The 19,972-nt window shown below is 60.4% G+C and carries 22 protein-coding genes and 2 pseudogenes; 10 read left to right on the top strand and 14 right to left on the bottom strand.

The window, feature by feature from the left end; all coding sequences use genetic code 11:
* The first annotated feature begins 97 nt into the window (after window positions 1-97).
* Window positions 98-934: an SIR2 family protein gene (locus AC13QO_RS18575; RefSeq protein WP_488541482.1), complete on the top strand. Its 837-nt coding sequence runs from the start codon at window positions 98-100 to the stop codon at window positions 932-934.
* On the opposite strand, the gene treZ is transcribed toward AC13QO_RS18575, so the two are convergent.
* The 5 genes from treZ to AC13QO_RS18550 form a co-directional block, all read right to left on the bottom strand.
* Window positions 935-2,929 carry a malto-oligosyltrehalose trehalohydrolase gene (treZ, locus tag AC13QO_RS18570; protein ID WP_488541481.1) on the bottom strand — a complete coding sequence of 665 codons (1,995 nt, stop codon included), beginning with the start codon at window positions 2,927-2,929 and terminating at the stop codon, window positions 935-937.
* Between the two features lie 141 nt (window positions 2,930-3,070).
* Window positions 3,071-4,384 (bottom strand): NAD-dependent dihydropyrimidine dehydrogenase subunit PreA, encoded by a 1,314-nt coding sequence (gene preA, locus AC13QO_RS18565; protein ID WP_285194321.1) that lies wholly within the window; start codon window positions 4,382-4,384, stop codon window positions 3,071-3,073.
* A 15-nt stretch (window positions 4,385-4,399) separates the two neighbouring features.
* Window positions 4,400-5,761 carry an NAD(P)-dependent oxidoreductase gene (locus AC13QO_RS18560; RefSeq protein ID WP_285194322.1) on the bottom strand — a complete coding sequence of 454 codons (1,362 nt, stop codon included), beginning with the start codon at window positions 5,759-5,761 and terminating at the stop codon, window positions 4,400-4,402.
* A 400-nt stretch (window positions 5,762-6,161) separates the two neighbouring features.
* A complete protein-coding gene (locus AC13QO_RS18555) occupies window positions 6,162-7,157 on the bottom strand; it encodes a sensor histidine kinase (protein WP_176536356.1) in 996 nt (331 codons plus the stop codon).
* Window positions 7,158-7,350: 193 nt separating this feature from the next.
* A complete protein-coding gene (locus AC13QO_RS18550; protein ID WP_020922074.1) occupies window positions 7,351-8,145 on the bottom strand; it encodes a response regulator in 795 nt (264 codons plus the stop codon).
* 251 nt (window positions 8,146-8,396) lie between these two features.
* On the opposite strand from AC13QO_RS18550, the gene AC13QO_RS18545 reads away from it, so the two are divergent.
* Entirely contained in the window at window positions 8,397-8,603 is a 207-nt protein-coding gene (locus AC13QO_RS18545; RefSeq protein WP_011426508.1) for a NepR family anti-sigma factor, read from the top strand.
* 9 nt (window positions 8,604-8,612) lie between these two features.
* A complete protein-coding gene (locus AC13QO_RS18540) occupies window positions 8,613-9,170 on the top strand; it encodes an RNA polymerase sigma factor (RefSeq protein ID WP_011426507.1) in 558 nt (185 codons plus the stop codon).
* 347 nt (window positions 9,171-9,517) lie between these two features.
* On the opposite strand, the gene AC13QO_RS18535 is transcribed toward AC13QO_RS18540, so the two are convergent.
* The 7 genes and pseudogenes from AC13QO_RS18535 to hemP form a co-directional block, all read right to left on the bottom strand.
* Window positions 9,518-9,916 (bottom strand): hypothetical protein, encoded by a 399-nt coding sequence (locus tag AC13QO_RS18535; protein ID WP_183699148.1) that lies wholly within the window; start codon window positions 9,914-9,916, stop codon window positions 9,518-9,520.
* 9 nt (window positions 9,917-9,925) lie between these two features.
* On the bottom strand, window positions 9,926-10,270 hold the full coding sequence (locus AC13QO_RS18530) for a glycine zipper domain-containing protein (protein ID WP_085779156.1): 345 nt from the start codon (window positions 10,268-10,270) through the stop codon (window positions 9,926-9,928).
* 147 nt (window positions 10,271-10,417) lie between these two features.
* Window positions 10,418-11,211, bottom strand: a pseudogene (locus AC13QO_RS18525) (heme ABC transporter ATP-binding protein).
* Between the two features lie 23 nt (window positions 11,212-11,234).
* Window positions 11,235-12,347, bottom strand: a complete 1,113-nt coding sequence (locus tag AC13QO_RS18520; RefSeq protein ID WP_488541480.1) for a FecCD family ABC transporter permease — start codon at window positions 12,345-12,347, stop codon at window positions 11,235-11,237.
* Window positions 12,348-12,349: 2 nt separating this feature from the next.
* A complete protein-coding gene (locus AC13QO_RS18515) occupies window positions 12,350-13,273 on the bottom strand; it encodes a heme/hemin ABC transporter substrate-binding protein (RefSeq protein WP_488541479.1) in 924 nt (307 codons plus the stop codon).
* 12 nt (window positions 13,274-13,285) lie between these two features.
* A pseudogene (locus tag AC13QO_RS18510) lies at window positions 13,286-14,335 on the bottom strand (hemin-degrading factor).
* A gap of 20 nt (window positions 14,336-14,355) precedes the next feature.
* Window positions 14,356-14,538, bottom strand: a complete 183-nt coding sequence (hemP, locus tag AC13QO_RS18505; RefSeq protein WP_488541478.1) for a hemin uptake protein HemP — start codon at window positions 14,536-14,538, stop codon at window positions 14,356-14,358.
* 177 nt (window positions 14,539-14,715) lie between these two features.
* Here hemP and AC13QO_RS18500 point away from each other — a divergent pair, with 177 nt between their 5' ends.
* The 5 genes from AC13QO_RS18500 (at window position 14,716) to hmuQ (ending at window position 17,623) form a co-directional block, all read left to right on the top strand.
* The gene (locus AC13QO_RS18500; protein ID WP_488541477.1) at window positions 14,716-15,141 is read left to right on the top strand and encodes a hypothetical protein; all 426 of its coding nucleotides are present in this window, start codon (window positions 14,716-14,718) and stop codon (window positions 15,139-15,141) included.
* 57 nt (window positions 15,142-15,198) lie between these two features.
* Window positions 15,199-16,518 carry a TonB family protein gene (locus tag AC13QO_RS18495; protein WP_488541476.1) on the top strand — a complete coding sequence of 440 codons (1,320 nt, stop codon included), beginning with the start codon at window positions 15,199-15,201 and terminating at the stop codon, window positions 16,516-16,518.
* 107 nt (window positions 16,519-16,625) lie between these two features.
* Window positions 16,626-17,033, top strand: a complete 408-nt coding sequence (locus AC13QO_RS18490) for a DUF2325 domain-containing protein (protein WP_488541475.1) — start codon at window positions 16,626-16,628, stop codon at window positions 17,031-17,033.
* Window positions 17,030-17,299: a hypothetical protein gene (locus AC13QO_RS18485; protein ID WP_488541474.1), complete on the top strand. Its 270-nt coding sequence runs from the start codon at window positions 17,030-17,032 to the stop codon at window positions 17,297-17,299. Before AC13QO_RS18490 ends, AC13QO_RS18485 begins: the two co-directional genes overlap by 4 nt.
* 9 nt (window positions 17,300-17,308) lie before the next feature.
* Entirely contained in the window at window positions 17,309-17,623 is a 315-nt protein-coding gene (hmuQ, locus tag AC13QO_RS18480; protein ID WP_488541473.1) for a heme-degrading protein HmuQ, read from the top strand.
* Between the two features lie 276 nt (window positions 17,624-17,899).
* Here the strand turns inward: hmuQ and AC13QO_RS18475 are convergent, their stop codons facing one another.
* Together AC13QO_RS18475 and AC13QO_RS18470 are read right to left on the bottom strand one after the other, a co-directional pair.
* The gene (locus AC13QO_RS18475) at window positions 17,900-18,271 is read right to left on the bottom strand and encodes a DUF423 domain-containing protein (RefSeq protein ID WP_488541472.1); all 372 of its coding nucleotides are present in this window, start codon (window positions 18,269-18,271) and stop codon (window positions 17,900-17,902) included.
* 2 nt (window positions 18,272-18,273) lie between these two features.
* Window positions 18,274-18,663: a group II truncated hemoglobin gene (locus AC13QO_RS18470; protein WP_488541471.1), complete on the bottom strand. Its 390-nt coding sequence runs from the start codon at window positions 18,661-18,663 to the stop codon at window positions 18,274-18,276.
* A gap of 169 nt (window positions 18,664-18,832) precedes the next feature.
* Here AC13QO_RS18470 and AC13QO_RS18465 point away from each other — a divergent pair, with 169 nt between their 5' ends.
* Both AC13QO_RS18465 and AC13QO_RS18460 read left to right on the top strand, forming a co-directional pair.
* Window positions 18,833-19,396 (top strand): TetR/AcrR family transcriptional regulator, encoded by a 564-nt coding sequence (locus AC13QO_RS18465; protein ID WP_488541470.1) that lies wholly within the window; start codon window positions 18,833-18,835, stop codon window positions 19,394-19,396.
* 34 nt (window positions 19,397-19,430) lie between these two features.
* Window positions 19,431-19,757, top strand: a complete 327-nt coding sequence (locus AC13QO_RS18460; protein ID WP_483315431.1) for a DMT family transporter — start codon at window positions 19,431-19,433, stop codon at window positions 19,755-19,757.
* Window positions 19,758-19,972 lie beyond the last annotated feature (215 nt).

Below are 19,972 nucleotides of genomic sequence, written 5' to 3'. Positions count from 1 at the left end.
CTTGCAGCCGGCCGCTTAGGCACCTCACGGAGGTACGCTAGCGAACGGAAACAAGTCCCTCCAGACGACGTTCGATCTATGGCAGTCAGGAGGATTTGTGCCACACGATGAACAGATAATGGCGATCGCCGGTGCGCTTGAACGCCGGCAGGCCATCTTGTTCGTTGGGGCAGGCATATCGATGAATGTCGGCTTGCCGTCGTGGACCTGCCTCGTCGACCACATGTTGGTGGATCTCGGCCTGCCGTCGTGGTTCGCCGCCGAGCACGGCACCGCCTATCAGGAAATCGCCGAATATTACCGGCTGAAGCACGGGTCATTGTCTCAGTTGGTCGCATGGATGAAGCGCGAGTGGCAGATTTCGCCGGAGCAACTGAGGAGTTCGGAGTTGCATCGGCTCATCGTGGAACTGGACTTTCCTCTCGTTTACACCACAAATTATGATGCAAATCTCGAAATGTCCTATGAGACATTCGAACGGCCGTTCACCCGGATCACAAGTGCGAAAGACATGGCGGCCGCGCCAGCCGGCAAAACGCAGATCATCAAATACCACGGTGATTTCTCCGATCCCGACACGCTGGTGCTGACCGAGTCGGATTATTTCGACCGCCTCTCATTCGACGCTCCCTTGGATATTAAATTCAGGAGCGATGCCTTCGCCTCGACGTTGCTGTTCATCGGCTACAGCATGTCCGATCTGAATATACGCTTTTTGCTGCATCACTTGTGGTCAACATGGCGGCGGACAGGACTGGACCGACACCGACCACCTCTTTTTCTCTTCATGCACGAGCCAACCGAAGTCCAGGTGCATGTTCTAAAGAGGTGGGGTGTTACCGTCCTCAGTGGCGAGGGCGAGAATTCAGGCCACTCCCTCGCTCAGTTCCTCGAACGTCTGCTTGAACGCCGAAGGCCGGGTGCCTGCCGTTAGCTACCGGGAGTCTCCGGCTCGCAAAATGCCGGCCTGCCATTCCTCCATCGGCACTGCCGAGGCGTTTTGCCGGTGGTCGACTTTTACGGGGGCGAGAACCAGGGCGATATCCCCGTTCAATACCCAACGCTTCTGAAAGTCATAGGGGCGGCGTCCGCTGCCACCGTAGGCGGCATCTTCACTCGACCACCAGAGATGCCATTGGTGACCTCTTGGTGAAGCAAAAAGCGGGTCCGGCAGACTGTCGATCACGAGATCATTGCCGAAGTTGATCAGCAATAGTCTCTCCTCAGACGGTTTTTCCGCGAAGAATCTGAGGAGGAAGGCGGTGCTGGAGGCGCTGGACAAGATACTGCCGTCCAATTGCCCGTCACGGGCGCAGGCTTGGCGGGAAAATGCCTTTTCTGTCTGACGCAGATTCAGCAGGTCGCGATGAAGCTGAACGACTGCCGCGTTCATCTCCCATTCGGCCCAATCAAGCTTCACCTTGTCGAACGTCTCGCGAGCACATGGATCCGCCATGTGTCTGATGAGTTCTTCATCCCGCAGGTTCGGGAATTGACTGATAAAATCGCGCCGTCCCTGCCGTACGATGTCGGCGATTTCTCCGGTGTGATCAGCGAAATAATAGAACGGGGAAGAGGAACCAAACTCCTGCCCCTGAAAGAGCATGGGGGTCTGCGGCCCCAGCAGCTGGAGCGCCGTCAGGGCTCGAAGGCGAGCCGGCGATGTTATGTGGCCGATCCTCGCTCCTGTGCCGGAGTTAGCGACTTGATCGTGGTTTTGGAGAAAGTGTACGAAATTCCACGGCTTGAGGTCGAGCCCCGCAGTGCCCCGTGGTTTGTCCTGCCAATCATATCTTTGTCCCTGAAACAGGCAGCCATATTTGGCGGCAGAAACGAGCTCCTGAGCGGTACCACAATAATCATGAAAATAGGCTTCGTTGCGGCCCGTCAGCGCCACTGTCGCGGAGCGGTGGAAATCCTCATTCCACAAGGCGTCCAGCCCATGCCCTCCCACCTCAGCCGGCCGCACCATACTGGTTTGTTGCGGCTCATTTTCGCTGACGAGATAGATTTGACGCTGTCTCGCTGCTGCGCGAGCTTCCCTGGCGATAACCGTGACGATGTGTTCGCGGCTTGAGTCGAATAAGGCCTGCGTTGCATCGATGCGCAGTCCATCAAAATGAAATTCGTCGATCCAATAAGCCGCGTTCTTTGCGACATACTCGCGAACGCCACGGCTGTTCGGTCCATCGAAGTTGATCGACTTGCCCCACTCGTTCGAATAACGCTCGGTGAAATAGTCTGGTGTGAATTCGCAAAAACGCTCACCTTTACCGAAGTGATTGTAGACGACGTCGAGGATCACCCCAATGCCGATTCGGTGGGCTTCGTCGACAAAGGCGCGCACATCGTCCGGTGGTCCATAGAGTCGGGTCGGAGCATAGAGCAACGTGCCGTCGTAACCCCAGCCGAACTCGCCTTCAAATTCGTTGATCGGCATGACTTCCAGGCAGTTGATGCCAATCGACCTGAGTCTTGCCAGCTTTTCCCTGGCCGCCGCAAAGGTCCCCTCCCTTGTGAAGGTGCCGACGTGCATCTCATAGAGAGCGGCTCCGAAGGGGGACATTCCTTGCCAATGGTGATCGCGCCACTGATACCGCGTCGGATCCACGACGACTGATGGCCCCGATGGACCCTCCGGCTGAAAACGCGAGGCAGGATCGGCAAGAAGATCACCTGCGTCCTCAAAGTGAAACCGGTATCGCGTCCCTGCAGCCAGACCGGGCAGATAGAGGCAGAAGTAGCCGCCTTCCTCCGCCGTCATCTCATATCCGGAATTTTCCTCGATGACGAGGAAACAGCGTTCCCTGGCAGGGGCCCATAGCCGGAACGAAACGCCGCCGGCATCAACCTCCGCTCCGATCGGGAGGCGTCGGCTCCAACGGGGGGGTGCCGGTCTCGATTTTTCGCTGCTTGAGTGGTCGTGCATGGCTCTCTCGCGGAGATCGCCTGCGCTAACTTCGGCAGCCTCATGATGTTCCCGCTTTAGGGTCGTCCATCAAGCCGGAAATCCGGATTTGCAATCTAGCGTTACGCCGCGGACGCGCTGGTCCGCGGCGTTGCGAAGCCGTCACTCCGCCGCCTGGCGGGTCATCGGATTATTCGGGTGGGTCGTCCAGTTGGCATAGTTCGGATCGACGACGCGGCCGGTGCGTTTGTCGATGGAGCCGGCGGCAAGCGGTTCCATGGTGATGCAGTTCTCGACCGGGCAGACGTTGACGCAGAGATTGCAGCCGACGCATTCCTCTTCGATCACCTCGAAATGGCGTAGCCCGTTGACGACGTTGGTGATTGCCTGGTGCGAGGTGTCTTCGCAGGCGATATGGCAGCGGCCGCATTTGATGCAGGCATCCTGGTCGATCTTCGCCTTGGCGACGTAGTTGAGGTTCAGATACTGCCAGTCGGTGACGTTGGGCACTGCGCGGCCGGTGATGTCGTCGAGATTGCGATGGCCCTTTTCGTCCATCCAGTCGGAGAGACCCGTTATCATCTCCTGCACGATCTTGAAGCCATAGGTCATCGCCGCCGTGCAGACCTGAACGTTGCCGGCGCCGAGAACCAGGAATTCGGCCGCGTCCCGCCAGGTGGTGATGCCGCCGATGCCGGAGATCGGCATGCCATAGGTTTCGGGATCGCGTGCGATCTCGGCGACCATGTTGAGAGCGATCGGCTTGACCGCCGGGCCGCAATAGCCGCCATGGCTGCCCTTGCCGCCGACCGTCGGGTTGGGAGCGAAGTTGTCGAGATCGACCGACACGATCGAATTGATCGTATTGATCAGCGAGACGGCATCGGTGCCGCCGGCTTTGGCGGCGCGGGCGGGGCGGCGGATGTCAGTGATGTTGGGCGTCAGCTTTGTGATGACGGGCATGCGGGTGTACTGCTTGCACCAGCGCACGACCATTTCGATATATTCCGGGACCTGGCCGACGGCGGAGCCCATGCCGCGCTCCGACATGCCGTGTGGACAGCCGAAATTGAGTTCGATGCCGTCGGCGCCGGTCTCCTCGACCAGAGGCAGGATCGACTTCCAGGCCTGTTCCTCGCAGGGCACCATGATCGAGGCGATCAGCGCCCGATCCGGCCAGTTCATCTTCACCTGCTTCATTTCACGCAGGTTTGTATAGAGGTCGCGATCGGTGATGAGCTCGATATTGTTGAGGCCTAGCAGGCGGCGGTCCGCGCCGAAAATCGCGCCGTAGCGCGGGCCGTTGACGTTGACGACGGGCGGGCCTTCCTCGCCGAGCGTCTTCCAGACCACGCCGCCCCAGCCGGCCTTGAAGGCGCGCTCGACGTTATAGGCTTTGTCGGTCGGCGGCGCGGATGCCAGCCAGAACGGGTTCGGGGATTTGATGCCGACAAAATTGTTGCGGAGATCAGCCATTGTTCATTCTCCCCTTCAAGCAACCGCGACAGCCGGAGCGGCTGTTGCGGAGAGGGCGCGATGGATGGATTCAGCCGCGTCGCGGCCGTGGGCGACGGCGGAAACCGTGAGGTCCTCGCCGCCGAAGACGCAGTCGCCGCCGGCCCAGACGCCGTCGAGCGAGGTGCGGCCTTCGACGTCGACCGCGATGCGGCCGGACTCCATGCGCAGCGAACCAAGGCCCCCGGCATCAAAGGTCTGGCCGATCGCTTTGAAGATCTGGTCGGCGGCAATCACGCCGGTCTCGCCGGTGCCGACGAGACGGCCTTCGACGATCTTGGTGTATTCCACTTCGATCGCGGCAACTTTGCCGTCCTGCGACAGGATCGATTTCGGCGCCAGCCAGTGGCGGATGATGACGCCCTTCGAGCTGGCCAGATCCTGCTCGTATTCGGAGGCGTTCATGTGCTCCTTGCCGCGGCGGTAACAGATGGTCACCTCTTCGGCGCCAAGCAGCTTTGCCTGCACGGCAGCGTCGATCGCCGTCATACCGCCGCCGAGCACGACGACCCGGCGGCCGATCGCGATTTCGCTTTTGTCTTCAGCTTGGCGGAGCGCTGCGATGAAATCTACGGCGTCCTCGACGCCGGCTAGGTTTTCGCCTTCGATACGCAGCGCATTGACGCCGGCAAGACCTATGCCCAGAAAGACGGCGTCATATTGCGACTGCAGATCGGAGAGCGAAAAATCGCGGCCAAGGAGAGCGCCGTGACGGACGTCGATGCCGCCGACCGAGATGATGTAATCAACTTCCTGCTGGGCGAAATCGTCGACCGTCTTATAGGTGGCGATTCCGTATTCATTGAGGCCGCCGGATTTTTCCCTGCCGTCGTAAATCGTGACGGAATGACCCTTCACGGCGAGACGATGGGCGGCGGCAAGACCTGCCGGGCCGGCGCCGACGACGGCGATCTTCTTTCCTGTCGCTTCGGCCCTGACATAGAACTGTTTGCCGACCTGCATGGCGGCATCGGTCGCATAACGCTGCAGGCGGCCGATCTCGACGGGCCGTTCCTCGGCCGTGTTACGCACGCAGGCCTGTTCGCAGAGCTCTTCGGTGGGACAGACGCGGGCGCACATGCCGCCGAGGATGTTCTGGTCGAAGATCGTCTTGGCCGAACCCAGCGGATTGCCGGTCGAAATCTGGCGGATGAAAAGCGGAATGTCGATCGAGGTGGGACAGGCCGTCATGCACGGCGCGTCATAACAGAAATAACAGCGGTCGGCGGCGACCAGCGCCTCGTGATTGTCAAGGCGCGGATGCAGGTCGGAAAAATTAGCCTCATACTCGGCGGGCGAAAGCCGGCCGGCATGAATCCCAGTTTCCAGTCGTTCCATTGAAGTTCCCTCATTATTGGTAAACGGCCTGTGAGGGAAAGCGTAACTCAGGTTTAAAAATTTATCAAACGGTAAAATTTTGACGGATCCTCCTGGAAGAGGTGCCGGTAAATAACTGTTTTTTAAAGATTAATTTCTTCAGTTTTGACCGATGATTTATCTGAGCGTGCGGCGAGGAAAGAGGCATCGGAAAAAAGATTAAAAAAACACGATTTTTTTCGAATGGCAGGGAACCAAACTTAAGCTTCGCCGTTATTGCGGTATCCGGATGGTGACCGCATCGACCCAACATGCGCGCCCCCAACCCACTATCCGGACGTACTCACGGTCCCCTCCCGGTGAGTGAAGACAGCCGGTGCGCCGCCCTCGCACCGGCTGTTTTTCGTTGTGGTGTCGCTCTTCACACTCGCTTGAAGATCTCGAATTCGGTTTCCGGAATAGTCAGCCGATATTCGATACGGCCGGGCACGAGGTTCAATTCCGCCTTGCCGTTGACCGACGAGGGTACGACACGCTCCAGCACGGTGCGGCCGAAGCTGTTATCGCTGAATTCGTGGACTTCAGACTGATCCTGCAGCACTTCGGCCCAGGCGATCTCGATCGCCTTCCTGTCGTTGATCATCGCTTCGCGGCAGTTCAACGTGATTGAGGCGGCGCCGCCTGATATTGCCCCGTAGGAAGCGGAGTTGACAATGAGCTCGTGGAGGGCGAGGCCGAGATGCACGGCGGCATTCGGCGTCAGATGGGCATTGATGCCGTAGATCGGCATGGAGCCTGATGTCTCCGGCCAGTAGGGAGCGAACTGTTTTTCAGCGAGTTCGAAGAGATAGGCGCCCCGCCAGCTGGAATCCGTGACGAGGTCCTGGGAATTCGAAAGCGATTGCAGCCTGCCGCGGAACTTGAGGAGGAAGCTGTCGAGGGAGAGCGTGTTGCGCGCTGTTTGAGTCGCAATGCCCTGAATGATAGCGAGAAGGTTCTTCGAGCGGTGCGAGAGCTCACGCAGCAGCGATTTCAGCACTTTTTCGCGATGCCGGCTTTCAGTGACCTCCGTCATCACGGACAGAAGTCCAAGCGTGCCGCGGTCGCCAGTGCGTTGGATCTTCAATTCGTAGGTACGCAGTTCGCCGTCGACATCGATTTCGACCTCGGCATTGTTGGGAATGCCAGTCTCCAGCACCTTGCGCTTCAGCGCCGTCAGATATTGTCCATGGACATCACCGAAAAGGGCGGAATCACTGCCGCCGGGCATAAAAAGCGCTGCGAAATGCGGCGGCAGATTTTCGGCGTAGAAGATTGAAAGCCGGGCGTCCTGGCAGAGGATCGAAATCCCGGCGCTGCCGAGCGCCCGCTCCATCATTGCGGCTTTGCCTTCGAAGGTGAAAGGCGTGCCCGACAATGGTTCAGTCGTATTCACTCGGCCGCCTTTCCCTGTGACATCTCGGAGCATCGCTGAACGGAACGCCCCGCCAGAAACCGCCTGCCAACTCTAGAATAAAGCGCTGCAAAAACCGTTAAAGCCATCGGGGCGCCCCGGTAGCACCGGAACGCCTGTCTCGGCGGTTTGGTTCCGAGAACCGGAAAATTGCGTCTCAGGCGGCTACCTTGGTCGATTCATTGAAGAAAAGCGCTTGACTGATCAGGGCCTTGACCATGTCGGGATTGAACGGTTTGGTGACGAGGAAAGTGGGTTCGGGGCGTTCGCCCGTCAAAAGCCGTTCCGGGAATGCGGTGATGAAGATCACCGGCACGCTCGACGTCTTGAGGATGTCGTTGACCGCGTCTATACCGGAACTGCCGTCGGCAAGCTGGATGTCGGCGAGCACCATGCTCGGTTTCGTCTTGTTGTAGAGCGCGACGGCTTCGGCGTGCGTGCGGGCAATGCCGGTGACGCGATGGCCGAGGCTCTCGACCATCTGCTCGATATCCATGGCGATCAGCGGTTCATCCTCGATAATCATGATGTCGGTTGCGACCTGACGGGAGATTTCCTGCGAGGCCTTGTCGAGCAACTGCATGACATCCTGTTCATCGAGTTCGAGAATTTCCGCGATTTCTGCAACGCGGAAATTCTCCACCGACGCGAGCAGAAAAGCCTGGCGAGCGCCGGGGGAAACCTTGGACAGATTGAGTGTGGCGCGCTGTTCCCATGCATAAGGGGAAGTCGGCTCCGGAATCTGCACCGCAGTGGAACCAAATAGTTGCGTGAACAGTTTGTAAAGCGCGACCCGGTCATTGGCCGTATCCGGGAAAATCGACAAATCGGCTATAATGGCTTCAAGAACGGCAGCGACGTAAGCGTCACCTGAAGTCTGGGTGCCGGTAAGGGCGCGGGAATAGCGACGCAGATAAGGAAGGTGCGGCGCAATTCGAGTGGAAAGTGTCATTAAAGGCTCCCGTATGCAGGCCGGTCGTAGGTTCAATGGCCAGTTAACGCTGCCTTGGTAAAAAAGTTCCGGAACGGTAGGAACTTTTTTTGTCGCGCCGCATTATTCCACCCGACAAAGAAAGGGCGAGCGTAGCATTTTGATCCATGCCGCGGCAAATATCAGCGATATCGATAGTGGAACGGTCGGTGTCGGTGGTTGATCTCTTGATTGCACGCCTTTGTAACAGATAACGGTGAGAAGACGAGTTGATGACTACACGCAATAAAGAGGCGGCGGATCAGCGGAAGCTGGAGCTGCGGGCAAGCGATATTCTGGACCCGAACAACCAGATCGGCGTCAAGCTGCGGTCGCTCTATGCCGCGGCACAAGAAGAGGCGATCCCCGATCGTTTTCTCGATCTTCTCGAAAAGCTCGACCATGCTGAAATGATGGCTTCTGCCAAGATGGCCGAATAGGATCGTCGCATGGAAGAGAAACTGCAACCCAGCTTCAAGCGGGAATTGCTGGCGGCCCTCCCTAGCCTTCGCGCTTTTGCCATTTCGCTGATCGGACGGCACGATCGCGCCGATGATCTCGTTCAAGACACCATCATGAAAGCCTGGGCCAAGCAGGATCATTTCGAGATGGGCACCAATATGAAGGCCTGGCTCTTCACGATCCTGCGCAACGAGTTGTACAGCCAGATGCGCAAGAGTGGCCGCGAGGTGCAGGACAGCGACGGGCTGTTCACGGAATCGATGGCGATGCATCCCTCGCAATATGGCGCGCTCGACCTGCAGGATTTCAAGAAGGCGCTCGACCAGTTGCCGCCGGACCAGCGCGAAGCGATCATCCTCGTCGGCGCTTCGGGCTTTTCTTACGAGGAAGCCGCCGAAATCTGCGGCTGCGCCGTCGGCACCATCAAGAGCCGCGTCAACCGCGCGCGGCAGCGCCTGCAGGAACTGCTGCAGATTTCAGGCGAGGCCGATTTCGGCCCCGACGCCACTTCGGCGCCTCTAACATCGAAGGCTTTTGCGTTCTGAGAAGCGACTCTGCTTGAAAAGGACGCCGGCTGCTTCTTGGGCGCGCCGGCGTTTTGCTTCGTTGCACGGGGAGGACGCTGTACGGTGGTTGTTATTCGAGGCACTACCTCTCCTCCCTCATTCCTGTGCCTGACACAGGAATCCAGCGCGCCCAAGTCGTTGGCCGCGAACGACTCTAACCTTTGAAGCTTTTTCATTCACGGCGCAGACGCGCCGTGGCTGGATTCCTGTGACGAGCACAGGTGAGGGAGAGTGGAGTGGGAGTCTTGTCCCAATCTTCTGCTTGCGTGTAGAAAGGGATAGCACACCTTCCTACCTCTCTTCTTGTGGGCGAGCGAGTGGCTCCCCTAATCCTCCCGCTTCGAGCCGATCAGATTGGCCGCGACGATGGCGGCCAGGACGCCGGCAGTGAGCAGCGGCTGGGCGCGGACGAGGCCGATGCCTACCGTCGCCAGAGACTCCAGCGCCGCTCGGCGATCGCGGGCTCGACGTGCCTCGCGGGCGTTGATGATCGACATCACCACCAGCATGATGATTGCGATCAGCAGCGCGCCGAAGGCCAGGAAGAGGACGGCGGCGAGAGGACCGTAGATGCCAGCGAGCCAAATGGCGCCGGCGGCCACCGCCAGCGCATAGGCTGTAAGGAGGAACAGCGCGGCAAGCGCGACGAAGATGCTGTTACGTTTGACGCGCGCAACGGTCCGATGCACGCTCGCGCCCGTGAGCAGACTGAGGATCGAGAGCATCGAGCTTCCTCAGCGACGGGCGAGGAAGGCGATGGCCAAGCCCAAAGCGGCAGCGGCGCCGATGGTTGCCAGCGGATGATTGCGCACCGTCTCGCGCATTTCGGTTGCGCCGCGCTCATAACCGTGCTGCAGCTCGCGCAGCAGTTCTTCGCTGCGGCCGAGCAGTTCCTCAAAGCCGGCGCTAGCCTGGCTGCGAATCTTCTCGCTCTGGTGGCGCGAGTTCTTGCCGACGAGGCGCGTCAGTTCGGCGAGCTCGTCGCGCAATGCCTCGATCTGTTCTTCGATGCCGGATTCAAGATGGTGGAAGGTGCCGTTGCGGCGGCTGCGGCCGGACTGGAAGATAGAATAGCTCATGGCTGTCTCCATTGGCTGGGGCGCGCGCGGGCCCGCCTGTTTCGCACGAGGGTCACCACCGTCCGTTGCATGAATGATGTCGCCCGGCATTGACCCAGATCATTGCCGACAACGTGTTGAAGGGGCAAAAGTTCCGCCCGCGCAGGCTTAGGCACAGGAGAGGGCGCTGTGGGCGAGCACGAAAGGCGTGCCATCAGCCGGGATCTGATTGATCCGCAGCCCGCAGCCAAATACCGAAAGCATCGTCTCGTCGGTCAGCACCTCTTTAACTCTACCGGCGGCGGCGAGCCGGCCGGATTTCATCAGCACGATGCAATCGGCAAAAAGTGCTGTCAGGTTGAGGTCGTGCATGACGGCGATGACGCCGCCGCCGCGCTCGCAGAACTTGCGGGCGAGGAACATGATGGTCAGCTGGTGGCTAATGTCGAGGCTCGAGACCGGCTCGTCAAGCAGCAGCCAACAGGGCTTGCCATCAATGATGGGTTCCGAGATCTGGCACAGCACGCGGGCAAGCTGCACGCGCTGCTGCTCGCCGCCGGAGAGTTCTTGGTAGAAGCGGCCTTCGAAACCGGTCAGATCGACCGAGGCGAGGGCGGCCGCCGCCGTCTGATCTGATTTGTCGGGGTGCGGGTTCAGGCCCGCGGTCAGGCCCATGCGGACGCTCTCGCGCACAGTGAAGGGAAAGGAGATGGTGCTTGCCTGCGGCAGCACGCCGCGAATGGCGGCAAGCTGCCAGGGCTTCAGCCCTTCACCTCATCGCCGCCGATGCGCACCGAGCCGTCATAGGCGAGCTCGCCGGAGATTGCTTTCATCGTTGTCGTCTTGCCGGAGCCGTTCGGTCCGGCGATCGCCGTCAGTTCACCGGCCTTTGCGCTGAAAGCGACGTCGCTGACGATTGATTTGCCGGAAAGGCGCACGGAGAGGCCGGACACTTCGATCATCTGCACGTCACTCACAAGGTTGCTCAGAGGGCAAGGCGCGAACGCTGCTTCAGCAGGATCCACAGGAAGAATGGGCCGCCGACCGCTGCGGTGATGATGCCGATCGGCAGCTCGGCAGGATCGACCAGGGTGCGGGCGAGCACGTCGGCGAAGATCGGCAGCGAACCGCCGAGAAGGGCTGCGGCGGGCAGCAAGAAACGATGATCCGGCCCAATCGCCATGCGCAGGACATGCGGCACGACGATGCCGACGAAGCCGATTCCGCCGCTGACGGCCACGGAAGCGCCGGTCGCGGCCGCGACGCCGACGATCGCGACATTCTTCAGCCGCTGCACCGGCACCCCCATATGAAAGGCGGCTGCCTCGCCGAGCGTGATGGCATTGAGGCCGCGCGCCAGGAAGGGCAGGACGGTGAAGGACAGGAGAAGGATCGGGCCGGCGGTGGCGATCTTCGTCCAGGTGGCGCCGGCAAGCGAGCCCATGCTCCAGAAGGTCAGGTCGCGCAGCTGCTGGTCGTTCGCCAAGTAGATCAAGAGGCCGGTGAGCGCCAGCGCAAGCGCGCCGAGCGTGATGCCGGCAAGCAGCATCGTCGCCACCGAGGTCTGGCCATGCCGTGTCGCAATCCCGTAGAGCAGCAGCGTCGTCGCGAGGCCGCCGCCGAAGGCGGCCGCGGGCAGCGCATAGATGCCGAAAAACGCCTGGAGCGGGGCAGCGAGGCCGCCGCCGAGCACGATCATGGCGACCGCGCCGAAGCTTGCGCCGGAGGAGACGCCGACGAGTCCGGGATCGGCCAGCGGATTGCGGAACAGGCCCTGCATCACCGTGCCGGAGACGGCGAGCGAGGCGCCCATCAGGAAGCCGAGGATCGTCCGGTGCAGGCGGATATCGAAGATGATGATCCGGTCACGGGCGCTGAGCGCCGTGTCGGAACCGGCCATATTGGCGATGACGTCGAGGATCGAAGCATCCGAGGCGCCCGTCGTCACCGAAAACAGCATCGCGAAGATAGAAGCGGCGGCAAGCAGGGCGATCGCCAATAGGGCGAGCCGCGTCCTGTCTCCTGCCTGCCTGACTTTGCGCATCTCTGCCACCCGGAATGGTCGCCTTTGCTCCGTCATGGCTTGCGGCAGGGCCATGATCAGCCCCCGTAGATCGCCGCGTTCAGATCACGCACCGCGCTTGCCGTGCGCGGGCCGAAGCCGAGCAGGTAGATGCCGTCCATGCGGATGATCGCTTTCTTCTCGCCGGCCGGCGTCAGCGCGATTGCCGGCTGGGCCAGCAGGTCCTCGTTCCTGGTGCCGGCGCCATCGCCGCGGTTCATCATCAGGATGATCTCGGGCTTGGCTTCGATGATCGCCTCGTCCGTCAGCGGCTTGTAGCCCGGGAAGTCTCCGACGGCGTTGACGGCGCCGGAAAGCTTGATGACGCCATCGGCCGCCGTACCGGTGCCCGATGCCATGATCCGGCCGTTCTGGGCGCTGAGGATGAAGAGAACGCGCTTGCGCTCGGCCTCCGGGCGCTTTTCGGCATCGGCGACCGCCGTGTCGAGATCGGCCGCGACCTTTTCTTCCAGCGTCTTTGCCTTGTCGGGCACGCCGAGCAGCGTGCCGACGCGGTCGATCTTGGCGACGATGCCCTCGCGGGTGAAGGTGTTCGGCACGGTTTCGAAAGGCACGCTGGCATTCTTCAGCACGGCAAGCGCCTCCGGCGGACCGGACCCTTCGACGGCGATGATCGCCGTCGGGTTCATGGCAAGGATGCCTTCCGGCGAGAGCGCCCGCATGTATCCGACATTCGGCAGCTTGAGCGCCGCCTCCGGGTAAAGGCTTGTGGTATCGCGGGCGATCAGCCGGCTTTCCTCGCCGAGCGCATAGATGATCTCGGTGACGTCTCCGCCGACCGAAACCAGGCGCGACGTGTCGAGCTCCTCGGCATGGGCGGCGCGGACGAAAGCAAAGCTTTTGCCGGCCGGCGCCGCCGGAATCAGCGGTAGCGCCATGACCGCTGCCGTCAGGGCCAGTTCCCAAAGGCGGATCCGGCGAAGTTTGTTACGCATCGTCATCGCTGTGATTCCTTATGTGGCAACACTTGCTGCCCGCGGCAGGTTTTCCATGATCTCGCGCCATTCGGCGCGTTCGCCGATACCTTCCTTCCGCTTGCCGAAGAACTGGATGATCATCTCGCCTTCGGCATTGTAAGCTTCCAGCGAGGTGAGGTGGCCGTCCTTGGTTGGCTTGCGCACGGCCCAGGTCTCGGCGATGTGATCCTGGCGCAGATGCAGGTGGAAGGTCGGGTCCATGATGTTGATCCACGGGCCCATCGACTGCACGTTGAAGATCGGACCGGAATGGATCTGGACGATGCCGTCATTGGCGACGAAGCACATGATCGGCAGGCCCGATTTGACCTAGGCATGCATCATCACGGCCGTCGCGGTGTCGTCGAGCTTCCAGGCATAGTCGTCGCCAACGGTGCGGATGGCCGCCTGGCGGCCGATTTTCAGGCGCTTCAGCATGCCGAAGAATTCGTGGGTATCGGTGAGCTTGCTCCAGTTGTCGCGCAGCTCGTCACGGCTGACATCGGCAGCTTCATCGGCGGCATTCGAGACCTCGGCCTCGACGAATTCCTGCGACTGGTCCTCGAATTTAAGCTCGGCGACGATCGCATGATAGGTCTCGACATTCGAATTCGGGCGAAGGTGCACCTTGTGCACGGCGTTGCCCGCCTTGTCGAAATATTGCAGGCTGAGGCGTTCCTGGTCGCCATCCTTCTTGGAGACGGCGAAGCCATGCACCCAGCGGCTCGGGAAGATGCGCAGGTCGATATTCTCGCCGAGAACGATCGCGCTCTGCACGCCGGTCTTGATGTTTTCGAAGACGCCGATCTTCTCGTGCACGGCGCTTTCGTTGCGCGACAGCGCCATCACTTGGCCGAGGCGTTCCACGCGCTCGAGAAGTTTCGCGGCGCTACCATCGATGCGGGTGACGCTGATGCCGGTCTCGGCGGCGACGAGGGCCGCTTCGGAAATCGTCAGCCGGGCGGCAATATCGCGCTCGCGCATCTTCGGATTTTCGGCCCGAAACGCGCGGATTTCTGCTGGCGCCGGTCTTTTCTGCTCGGTCATGTCTTACCTACTTATTGGCCCTATTTATTGAGAATGAGTTTGCCCTGGCGGGTGATCTTCAGGCGGTAAACCAACCCGTCGTGTCTGATCATGATCTCGTTCGTGCCGCGGAAAAGATCCGAGCTTTCGACGATCCGGTGCTGCGCCGCCGGCTCGGAGGGCAGCGGCGCATGCTTAAAGGTGTCTGGCTTTTCAACCATCATTTCGGCTGGCAATTCCGTGCGCCGGGGATCGGAAGGTCTCCGGCTGCGTTTACAATTAACTTGACTTTCTTACTCATAGTTTTTTAAAGAACGCAATAGAAGACTAACGGAGTCAAGTTTTTGAGATTGCTGATACGAAGCCGTCCGCCGACGGCTCGCGACAATGCGGAGAAGATTATGACGGGTAGGTTTGCGGCCGTTGCGGCCGGCTTGGTGATGACGGTTGCAAGCGTAGCCCAGGCGCAGGAGGCGGCGCCCGAGGCCTCCCTCGATGTCGAACTCAATGCGCTGGCGCCATCGCAGAAGGGCTGCATGATGACTTTCGTGGCGCTCAACAAGCTGCCCGCCGCCATCAACAAGATTTCCTTCGAGCTTGCCTTCTTCAACGACAAGAATGCCGTCGACCGCATCACCGTTCTCGACTTCCGCGATCTGCCGCAAGACAAGAAGCGCGTGCGCCAGTTCGACATGCCGAATGTCAAATGCGAGAGCGTGACCCGCATCCTCATCAACGACACGCCGGTCTGCGACGGGCCGGCCGCCGGCGAATGCATGAAGGGTCTCGTCACCCGCTCGCAAATCTCCGTTCCCTTCGAAGGATGAGAAGACGCCGGGGATGAACCCCGGCCGACATGTTTCCCGCTGTCCGAGGCGTAAAGAATGGCGACTTCAGCGAAATCCAGATCGAGACACGTGCTCATCGGGGAGGAGAGCGCCGACGCCAGCCTGAACGACAACATGCCCGGTATACACCCCGGCCACGAGCTTCCCGAACTGCGCAACGCACAGCGGCAGCCGGCCGGCGAGACGGTCATCCACTACACACGTTTTGCGCAGATATCCTCCTTTCCAGACCATCCGGAAGTCGAACCGGCCGCTCCCGCTTCGGCGCCGCCGATGGATGCGGCGGTGGAGCAGCAGGAAGATGAGCAGAAGCCGGTGCGCCGGCGGGTGGCTCTGACGTGTGTCGGTTCGTTCTTCTTTCATGTCGCGCTGGCCGGGGCGCTGCTCGTCGTTATGCCCAAGGCTTCTGACGAGACCCTGATGGAAGCAGGCGAAGCGATCAGCGTCGTTATGCTCGGCAGTTCTGATACGGATCAAAGCGCAGCCGGCGAGACCGATGTCACGATCCAGCAAGAAATCATTCCAGACGCTGTCGAACCCGATGAGATCAAACCGGTAGAGACAGCGGAGGTGCAGCCGGAGGCCGTCCAGCCGACCGATGCGGAGCCTGTCGACGCTGTTCAACCGACCCAGGAGATTCCACGTCAGTCAGCGGAGACGGCGACGGCTGCGGAGCCGGAAGTTCTTGTATCGGAAACCCCTGCGGAAACTTCAGTCGTACAGCCGATATCGACGGTGGTGCCGGAGCGGCCGGTAGAGACTCCGGTAATATCTGCTGAGCCAGTGGTGGCCACAACGCCCTCAGAGCCAGAGGAGATCAAGCCCGTCGAAACGGCTGCGATTTCTCCTGAGCCGGAACCGCCGGTAGAGATTGCGAAGCCTCAGCCGAAACCGAAGCTGGAAAAGCCCGTTAAAAAGAAATTGGCGGAAAGAAAACAGCGGCCGAAAAAGGCTCAAGGTTCGGAGGGGGATGCCAAACAGGAGGCACGCCAAGGCGCTGCGGACGGGCAAGCAAACTCCAACTCCAGCGAGAATTCACGCGCGTCGGGCGGGCGGAATGGAGCCGGCGGTGCGTCGGAAGCCAACTACAAAGGTAAGCTCGTTGCACGATTGTTCCGTTGCGTCGACCGCATGGACGCGCGGTATCGCACAGCTTATGCCAGCTTAACTGTTCGTATCACGGTCAGTCCCAGCGGCAATATCACAGCATCGGGCATCGTCCGGGGGTCAAGCTTGCCTGAAGTGGATCGTGCCGCTCTTGGCACGGTGGCTTCCTGCAATCTTCCGGCTATGCCGGATGATATGGTCGCTTCCTCGCGCACATACACCTTTCCGGTTCAGGTGACGCCGAGATAATAAGATCAAAATTATCAACTTTATACTTTACTATAAAAATCAGGTTTAATAAGGTCCGTCCGCACACGCAGGAATCGTGTGACGATCAACCAGCGAACGGGTGGCATATGGCTCGCAAGGGCAAGAAGGGATCGAGCCGGGAGGTCCGCGAGACCTCGGGCGAGGAGGCCGGCCAGGCATCCAGTGGACGATCCAAACTGGGTGGCCGCAGTTTCCTCTATGTCGGCGGCCGTGATTGCCAGGTGGCGCATCTGCGCCAGATCGCCAGCAATTTCGGCGCCGAGCTCATTCATCACGACGGCGGCCTTCGCGAAGCGGTTTCCCGCATCGACACGCTGCTTCCCTCTGTCGACTGCGTGTTCTGCCCCATCGACTGTATCAGCCACGATGCCTGCCTGCGCGTGAAGACCGGCTGCAAGAAGTTCAGCAAGGCCTTCATCCCGCTTCGAAACGGCAGCAAATCCAGCCTGGAACGTGCGCTGCAGACGATGAACGAACGAGACACTTCCCGATGAACGACCAGCGCCCTGATGGCTTCACCATGATCGGCCTGCACAAGCTCGCCGCACAGAGCGGCGACGGCCTCGTGCCCGAACTCTACGAACTGTTCCAGCAGCACGCCGCACGCCAGCAGATGTATCAGAATGTGACGCTGTTCCCGACCTGGGAGGCGCGCATGCCTGGGGAGGCGGCGACAAGGCCGCTTGGCGCGGCGGCGGCAAACGGCAATAATATTCTCGCCTTTCCCTCGCCTGCTGCGAAGGCGGCCAAGAAGGCGTAAGGAGATTTCATGTATATCGAAATGAACCGCTTCAAGGTCGTAACCGGGAGCGAGACCGATTTCGAGACGGTCTGGCGCAATCGCGATTCCAGCCTGGCCGAGGTGCCCGGTTTCGTCGAATTCCGCCTGCTGCGCGGCAAGGCCAACGAAGAAGAGGGCTACACGCTCTATTCCTCGCACACGGTCTGGAAGAGCGAAGAAGATTTTCAGAACTGGACGAAGTCCGAGAATTTTCGCGCGGCGCGCGGCAATGCCGGAGACCGCAAGGCGATGTACAAGGGGCCGCCCGTTTTTGAGGGCTTTAACGTGGTCGAGGGTATTTAATTGGCGTTGATCCGGTTTTAATGTGAGGAAAGCGTTCTCCACCTCCCTCATTCCTGTGCCTGTCACAGGAATCCAGCCACGGCGCGTCGGCGCCGTGAATGACTCATACGGCCTGAAGAGAGTCTTCCGCGCCCAAGGACTTGGGCGCGCTGGATCCCTGTGACGAGCACAGGGATGAGGGAAGAGAGGTGGATGCTTCCATCAGCTGCTCAACTTGCGGATCGATAATTCTGATGTAGCGGCCCTCCAGAAACAGAAGTCACGTCAAAAGCTCTCTCAAACCCTGACCCGAAACACGGCACCCGCCGCTACGGCCAGCCAGCCGAGCATCATCGCCCAGCCGCCGATCGGGGCGGCATAGGGGAAGAGGCGGGCTCCGGAGAAACGGAGCGTGACGATATCGCCCGCAAAGAGCAGGGTTCCCACGATCATCAGAAAACCGGCCAGCCAGGCGGTTTTGAGCTTCGCAGTGCCGAGAGCCAATGCGAGCAGGGCAGGGGCGTGGGCAAGGCACATGGCGGAGGCGGATGCCGCAAGGTTGGCCTCGCCGCCGCCATGGGCGGCAAGTGCGGCGAGCGCCACGCCGGCTGCGCCGAACAAGCCGGCAAAGAGATAGAGCACCGGCTCGATGCGCGCGTTCAGGCTCATGACTATTCCTTGTTCTGCATATGATGGGCAAGGCGCTCGACCGGCGCCCAGATGAGATCGCGTAGCGCCTGGCTCGTGATCGTCTCGTCGAGCGCGCGGCGGAAGCAGAGCAGCCATTCGTCCCGCTCGATGGGCCCGATCTCGGCGACGAAATGGCGGCTGCGTAGGCGCGGATGGCCGCGCTTATCGGTATAGAGCGGCGGACCACCGAGGTAGCCGCTCATATATTCGTAGAATTTCTCTTCGCTGCCTTCGAGGCTCGGCGGATGCACGGCGCGCACGTTGCTTGCCTCCGGCAGCGTATCCATGAGCTCATAGAAGCGCTGCGTCAGCGCCCGCACGGTGGGATCGCCGCCGATCGCTTCATATAGAGTGGTGACCTTCTCCGTCACGAAACCATCCCCGATATCATTCCCATTCCCCGACCTCTTCATGCACTTGCGGAAAGGCGATCGCAACTGTCATCAAGGTGCCGCGGCATTTCGCGCATTCATGACCGCAGGACAGGGGTTTCGACCGATTCTTCTTGACAAAACCGTCCGGACGGTATCTTCTATCGGCATGTCAAACGCTCATCATCGCAAGAAACAACCGGCTCTCGTGCGCCAGCAGTTGCTGGAGGTCGCAGCGCGCCTTGCCGCCAGCGAAGGCATGGCGGCCGTGACACTCGATGCGGTCTCCGCCGCCTCCAGCGTCAGCAAGGGCGGATTGCTGCATCACTTCCCGACGAAGAATGCGCTGCTCGACGCGCTGTTCGAGAGCCTGCTCGAAAGGTTCGATGCGGATATCGAGGAACTGATGCGCGGCGATCCCGTGCCGCAGGGACGCTTCACCCGGGCCTATCTCAGGGCGGTGTCCGGTCTCAAGGATCGTCCCGACGATTCCAGGAGCTGGACGCAGGTGACGATCGCGCTTCTCGCCGAACCCAGGCTGCGTCTTCGCTGGCGCCAATGGGTGCAGGCGCGGGCTGAGGAATATGTCGGCACCGACTCCTCGCTCGATGCTCAGATCGTGCGGTTCGCCGCCGATGGGCTGTGGTTTGCCGACACGTTGGAGAGCCATGACATCAGCAGTGCCCTGAGGCGGAATCTCATCAGCCGTCTTGTCGAGCTCACGGGAAAGTAATCCGAAAAAGGAATTCGTCATGAGCCAGGCCGCCATCTACGGGCTGCTCTTTGCAGCCATCGTGCTCGAAGTCATCGGCACTACGGCGCTGCAATTGTCGCAGCAGTTTACCCGCATCGGGCCGACGGCGCTTGTCGTCGCCTGTTATGCGGCGGCCTTCTATTGCCTGTCCTTGACGCTGAAGAGCATTCCCGTCGGCATCGCCTATGCGATTTGGAGCGCTTTGGGAATCGTGCTGATTTCGTCGGTCGGCCTGATCTTTTTCAAGCAGCGCCTCGACCTGCCGGCCATTGTCGGCCTCGGGCTGATCATATCGGGCGTCATCGTCGTCAATCTGTTCTCGAAATCCGTTTCTCATTGATTTCATTGTCATATCTCAGAAGGTCCTCCGGAGTCTCACGAGAGAAAATTTCCCCTTTGTCAAACTTCTGACAAAGCGCTATGTGTTGCTCGGACGTTGTGGAGATCCAGGCGCACCCAGCGCCTCGTTCCAAAGCGCTTTGAATTCTGCCTTTCCCGCCTAAACGATCCTTCCAGCTTCCAGAGGAGCACAGCATGGCCATACGCACCGTTGTG

The sequence above is a fragment of the Rhizobium sp. CNPSo 3670 genome (assembly GCF_057784555.1).
Note: the sequence above shows the minus strand (reverse complement) of the source record. Positions and strands in the feature narration are given on the sequence as shown.

Excerpts from the sequence above, each read along its gene's own strand:
- treZ (WP_488541481.1), bottom strand. The coding sequence starts at position 2,929 with ATGCACGACCACTCAAGCAGCGAAAAATCGAGACCGGCACCCCCCCGT.
- preA (WP_285194321.1), bottom strand. The coding sequence starts at position 4,384 with ATGGCTGATCTCCGCAACAATTTTGTCGGCATCAAATCCCCGAACCCG.
- AC13QO_RS18560 (WP_285194322.1), bottom strand. The coding sequence starts at position 5,761 with ATGGAACGACTGGAAACTGGGATTCATGCCGGCCGGCTTTCGCCCGCC.
- AC13QO_RS18550 (WP_020922074.1), bottom strand. The coding sequence starts at position 8,145 with ATGACACTTTCCACTCGAATTGCGCCGCACCTTCCTTATCTGCGTCGC.
- AC13QO_RS18545 (WP_011426508.1), top strand. The coding sequence starts at position 8,397 with ATGACTACACGCAATAAAGAGGCGGCGGATCAGCGGAAGCTGGAGCTG.
- AC13QO_RS18540 (WP_011426507.1), top strand. The coding sequence starts at position 8,613 with ATGGAAGAGAAACTGCAACCCAGCTTCAAGCGGGAATTGCTGGCGGCC.
- AC13QO_RS18535 (WP_183699148.1), bottom strand. The coding sequence starts at position 9,916 with ATGCTCTCGATCCTCAGTCTGCTCACGGGCGCGAGCGTGCATCGGACC.
- AC13QO_RS18530 (WP_085779156.1), bottom strand. The coding sequence starts at position 10,270 with ATGAGCTATTCTATCTTCCAGTCCGGCCGCAGCCGCCGCAACGGCACC.
- AC13QO_RS18520 (WP_488541480.1), bottom strand. The coding sequence starts at position 12,347 with ATGGCCCTGCCGCAAGCCATGACGGAGCAAAGGCGACCATTCCGGGTG.
- AC13QO_RS18515 (WP_488541479.1), bottom strand. The coding sequence starts at position 13,273 with ATGACGATGCGTAACAAACTTCGCCGGATCCGCCTTTGGGAACTGGCC.
- hemP (WP_488541478.1), bottom strand. The coding sequence starts at position 14,538 with ATGATGGTTGAAAAGCCAGACACCTTTAAGCATGCGCCGCTGCCCTCC.
- AC13QO_RS18500 (WP_488541477.1), top strand. The coding sequence starts at position 14,716 with ATGACGGGTAGGTTTGCGGCCGTTGCGGCCGGCTTGGTGATGACGGTT.
- AC13QO_RS18495 (WP_488541476.1), top strand. The coding sequence starts at position 15,199 with ATGGCGACTTCAGCGAAATCCAGATCGAGACACGTGCTCATCGGGGAG.
- AC13QO_RS18490 (WP_488541475.1), top strand. The coding sequence starts at position 16,626 with ATGGCTCGCAAGGGCAAGAAGGGATCGAGCCGGGAGGTCCGCGAGACC.
- AC13QO_RS18485 (WP_488541474.1), top strand. The coding sequence starts at position 17,030 with ATGAACGACCAGCGCCCTGATGGCTTCACCATGATCGGCCTGCACAAG.
- hmuQ (WP_488541473.1), top strand. The coding sequence starts at position 17,309 with ATGTATATCGAAATGAACCGCTTCAAGGTCGTAACCGGGAGCGAGACC.
- AC13QO_RS18475 (WP_488541472.1), bottom strand. The coding sequence starts at position 18,271 with ATGAGCCTGAACGCGCGCATCGAGCCGGTGCTCTATCTCTTTGCCGGC.
- AC13QO_RS18465 (WP_488541470.1), top strand. The coding sequence starts at position 18,833 with ATGTCAAACGCTCATCATCGCAAGAAACAACCGGCTCTCGTGCGCCAG.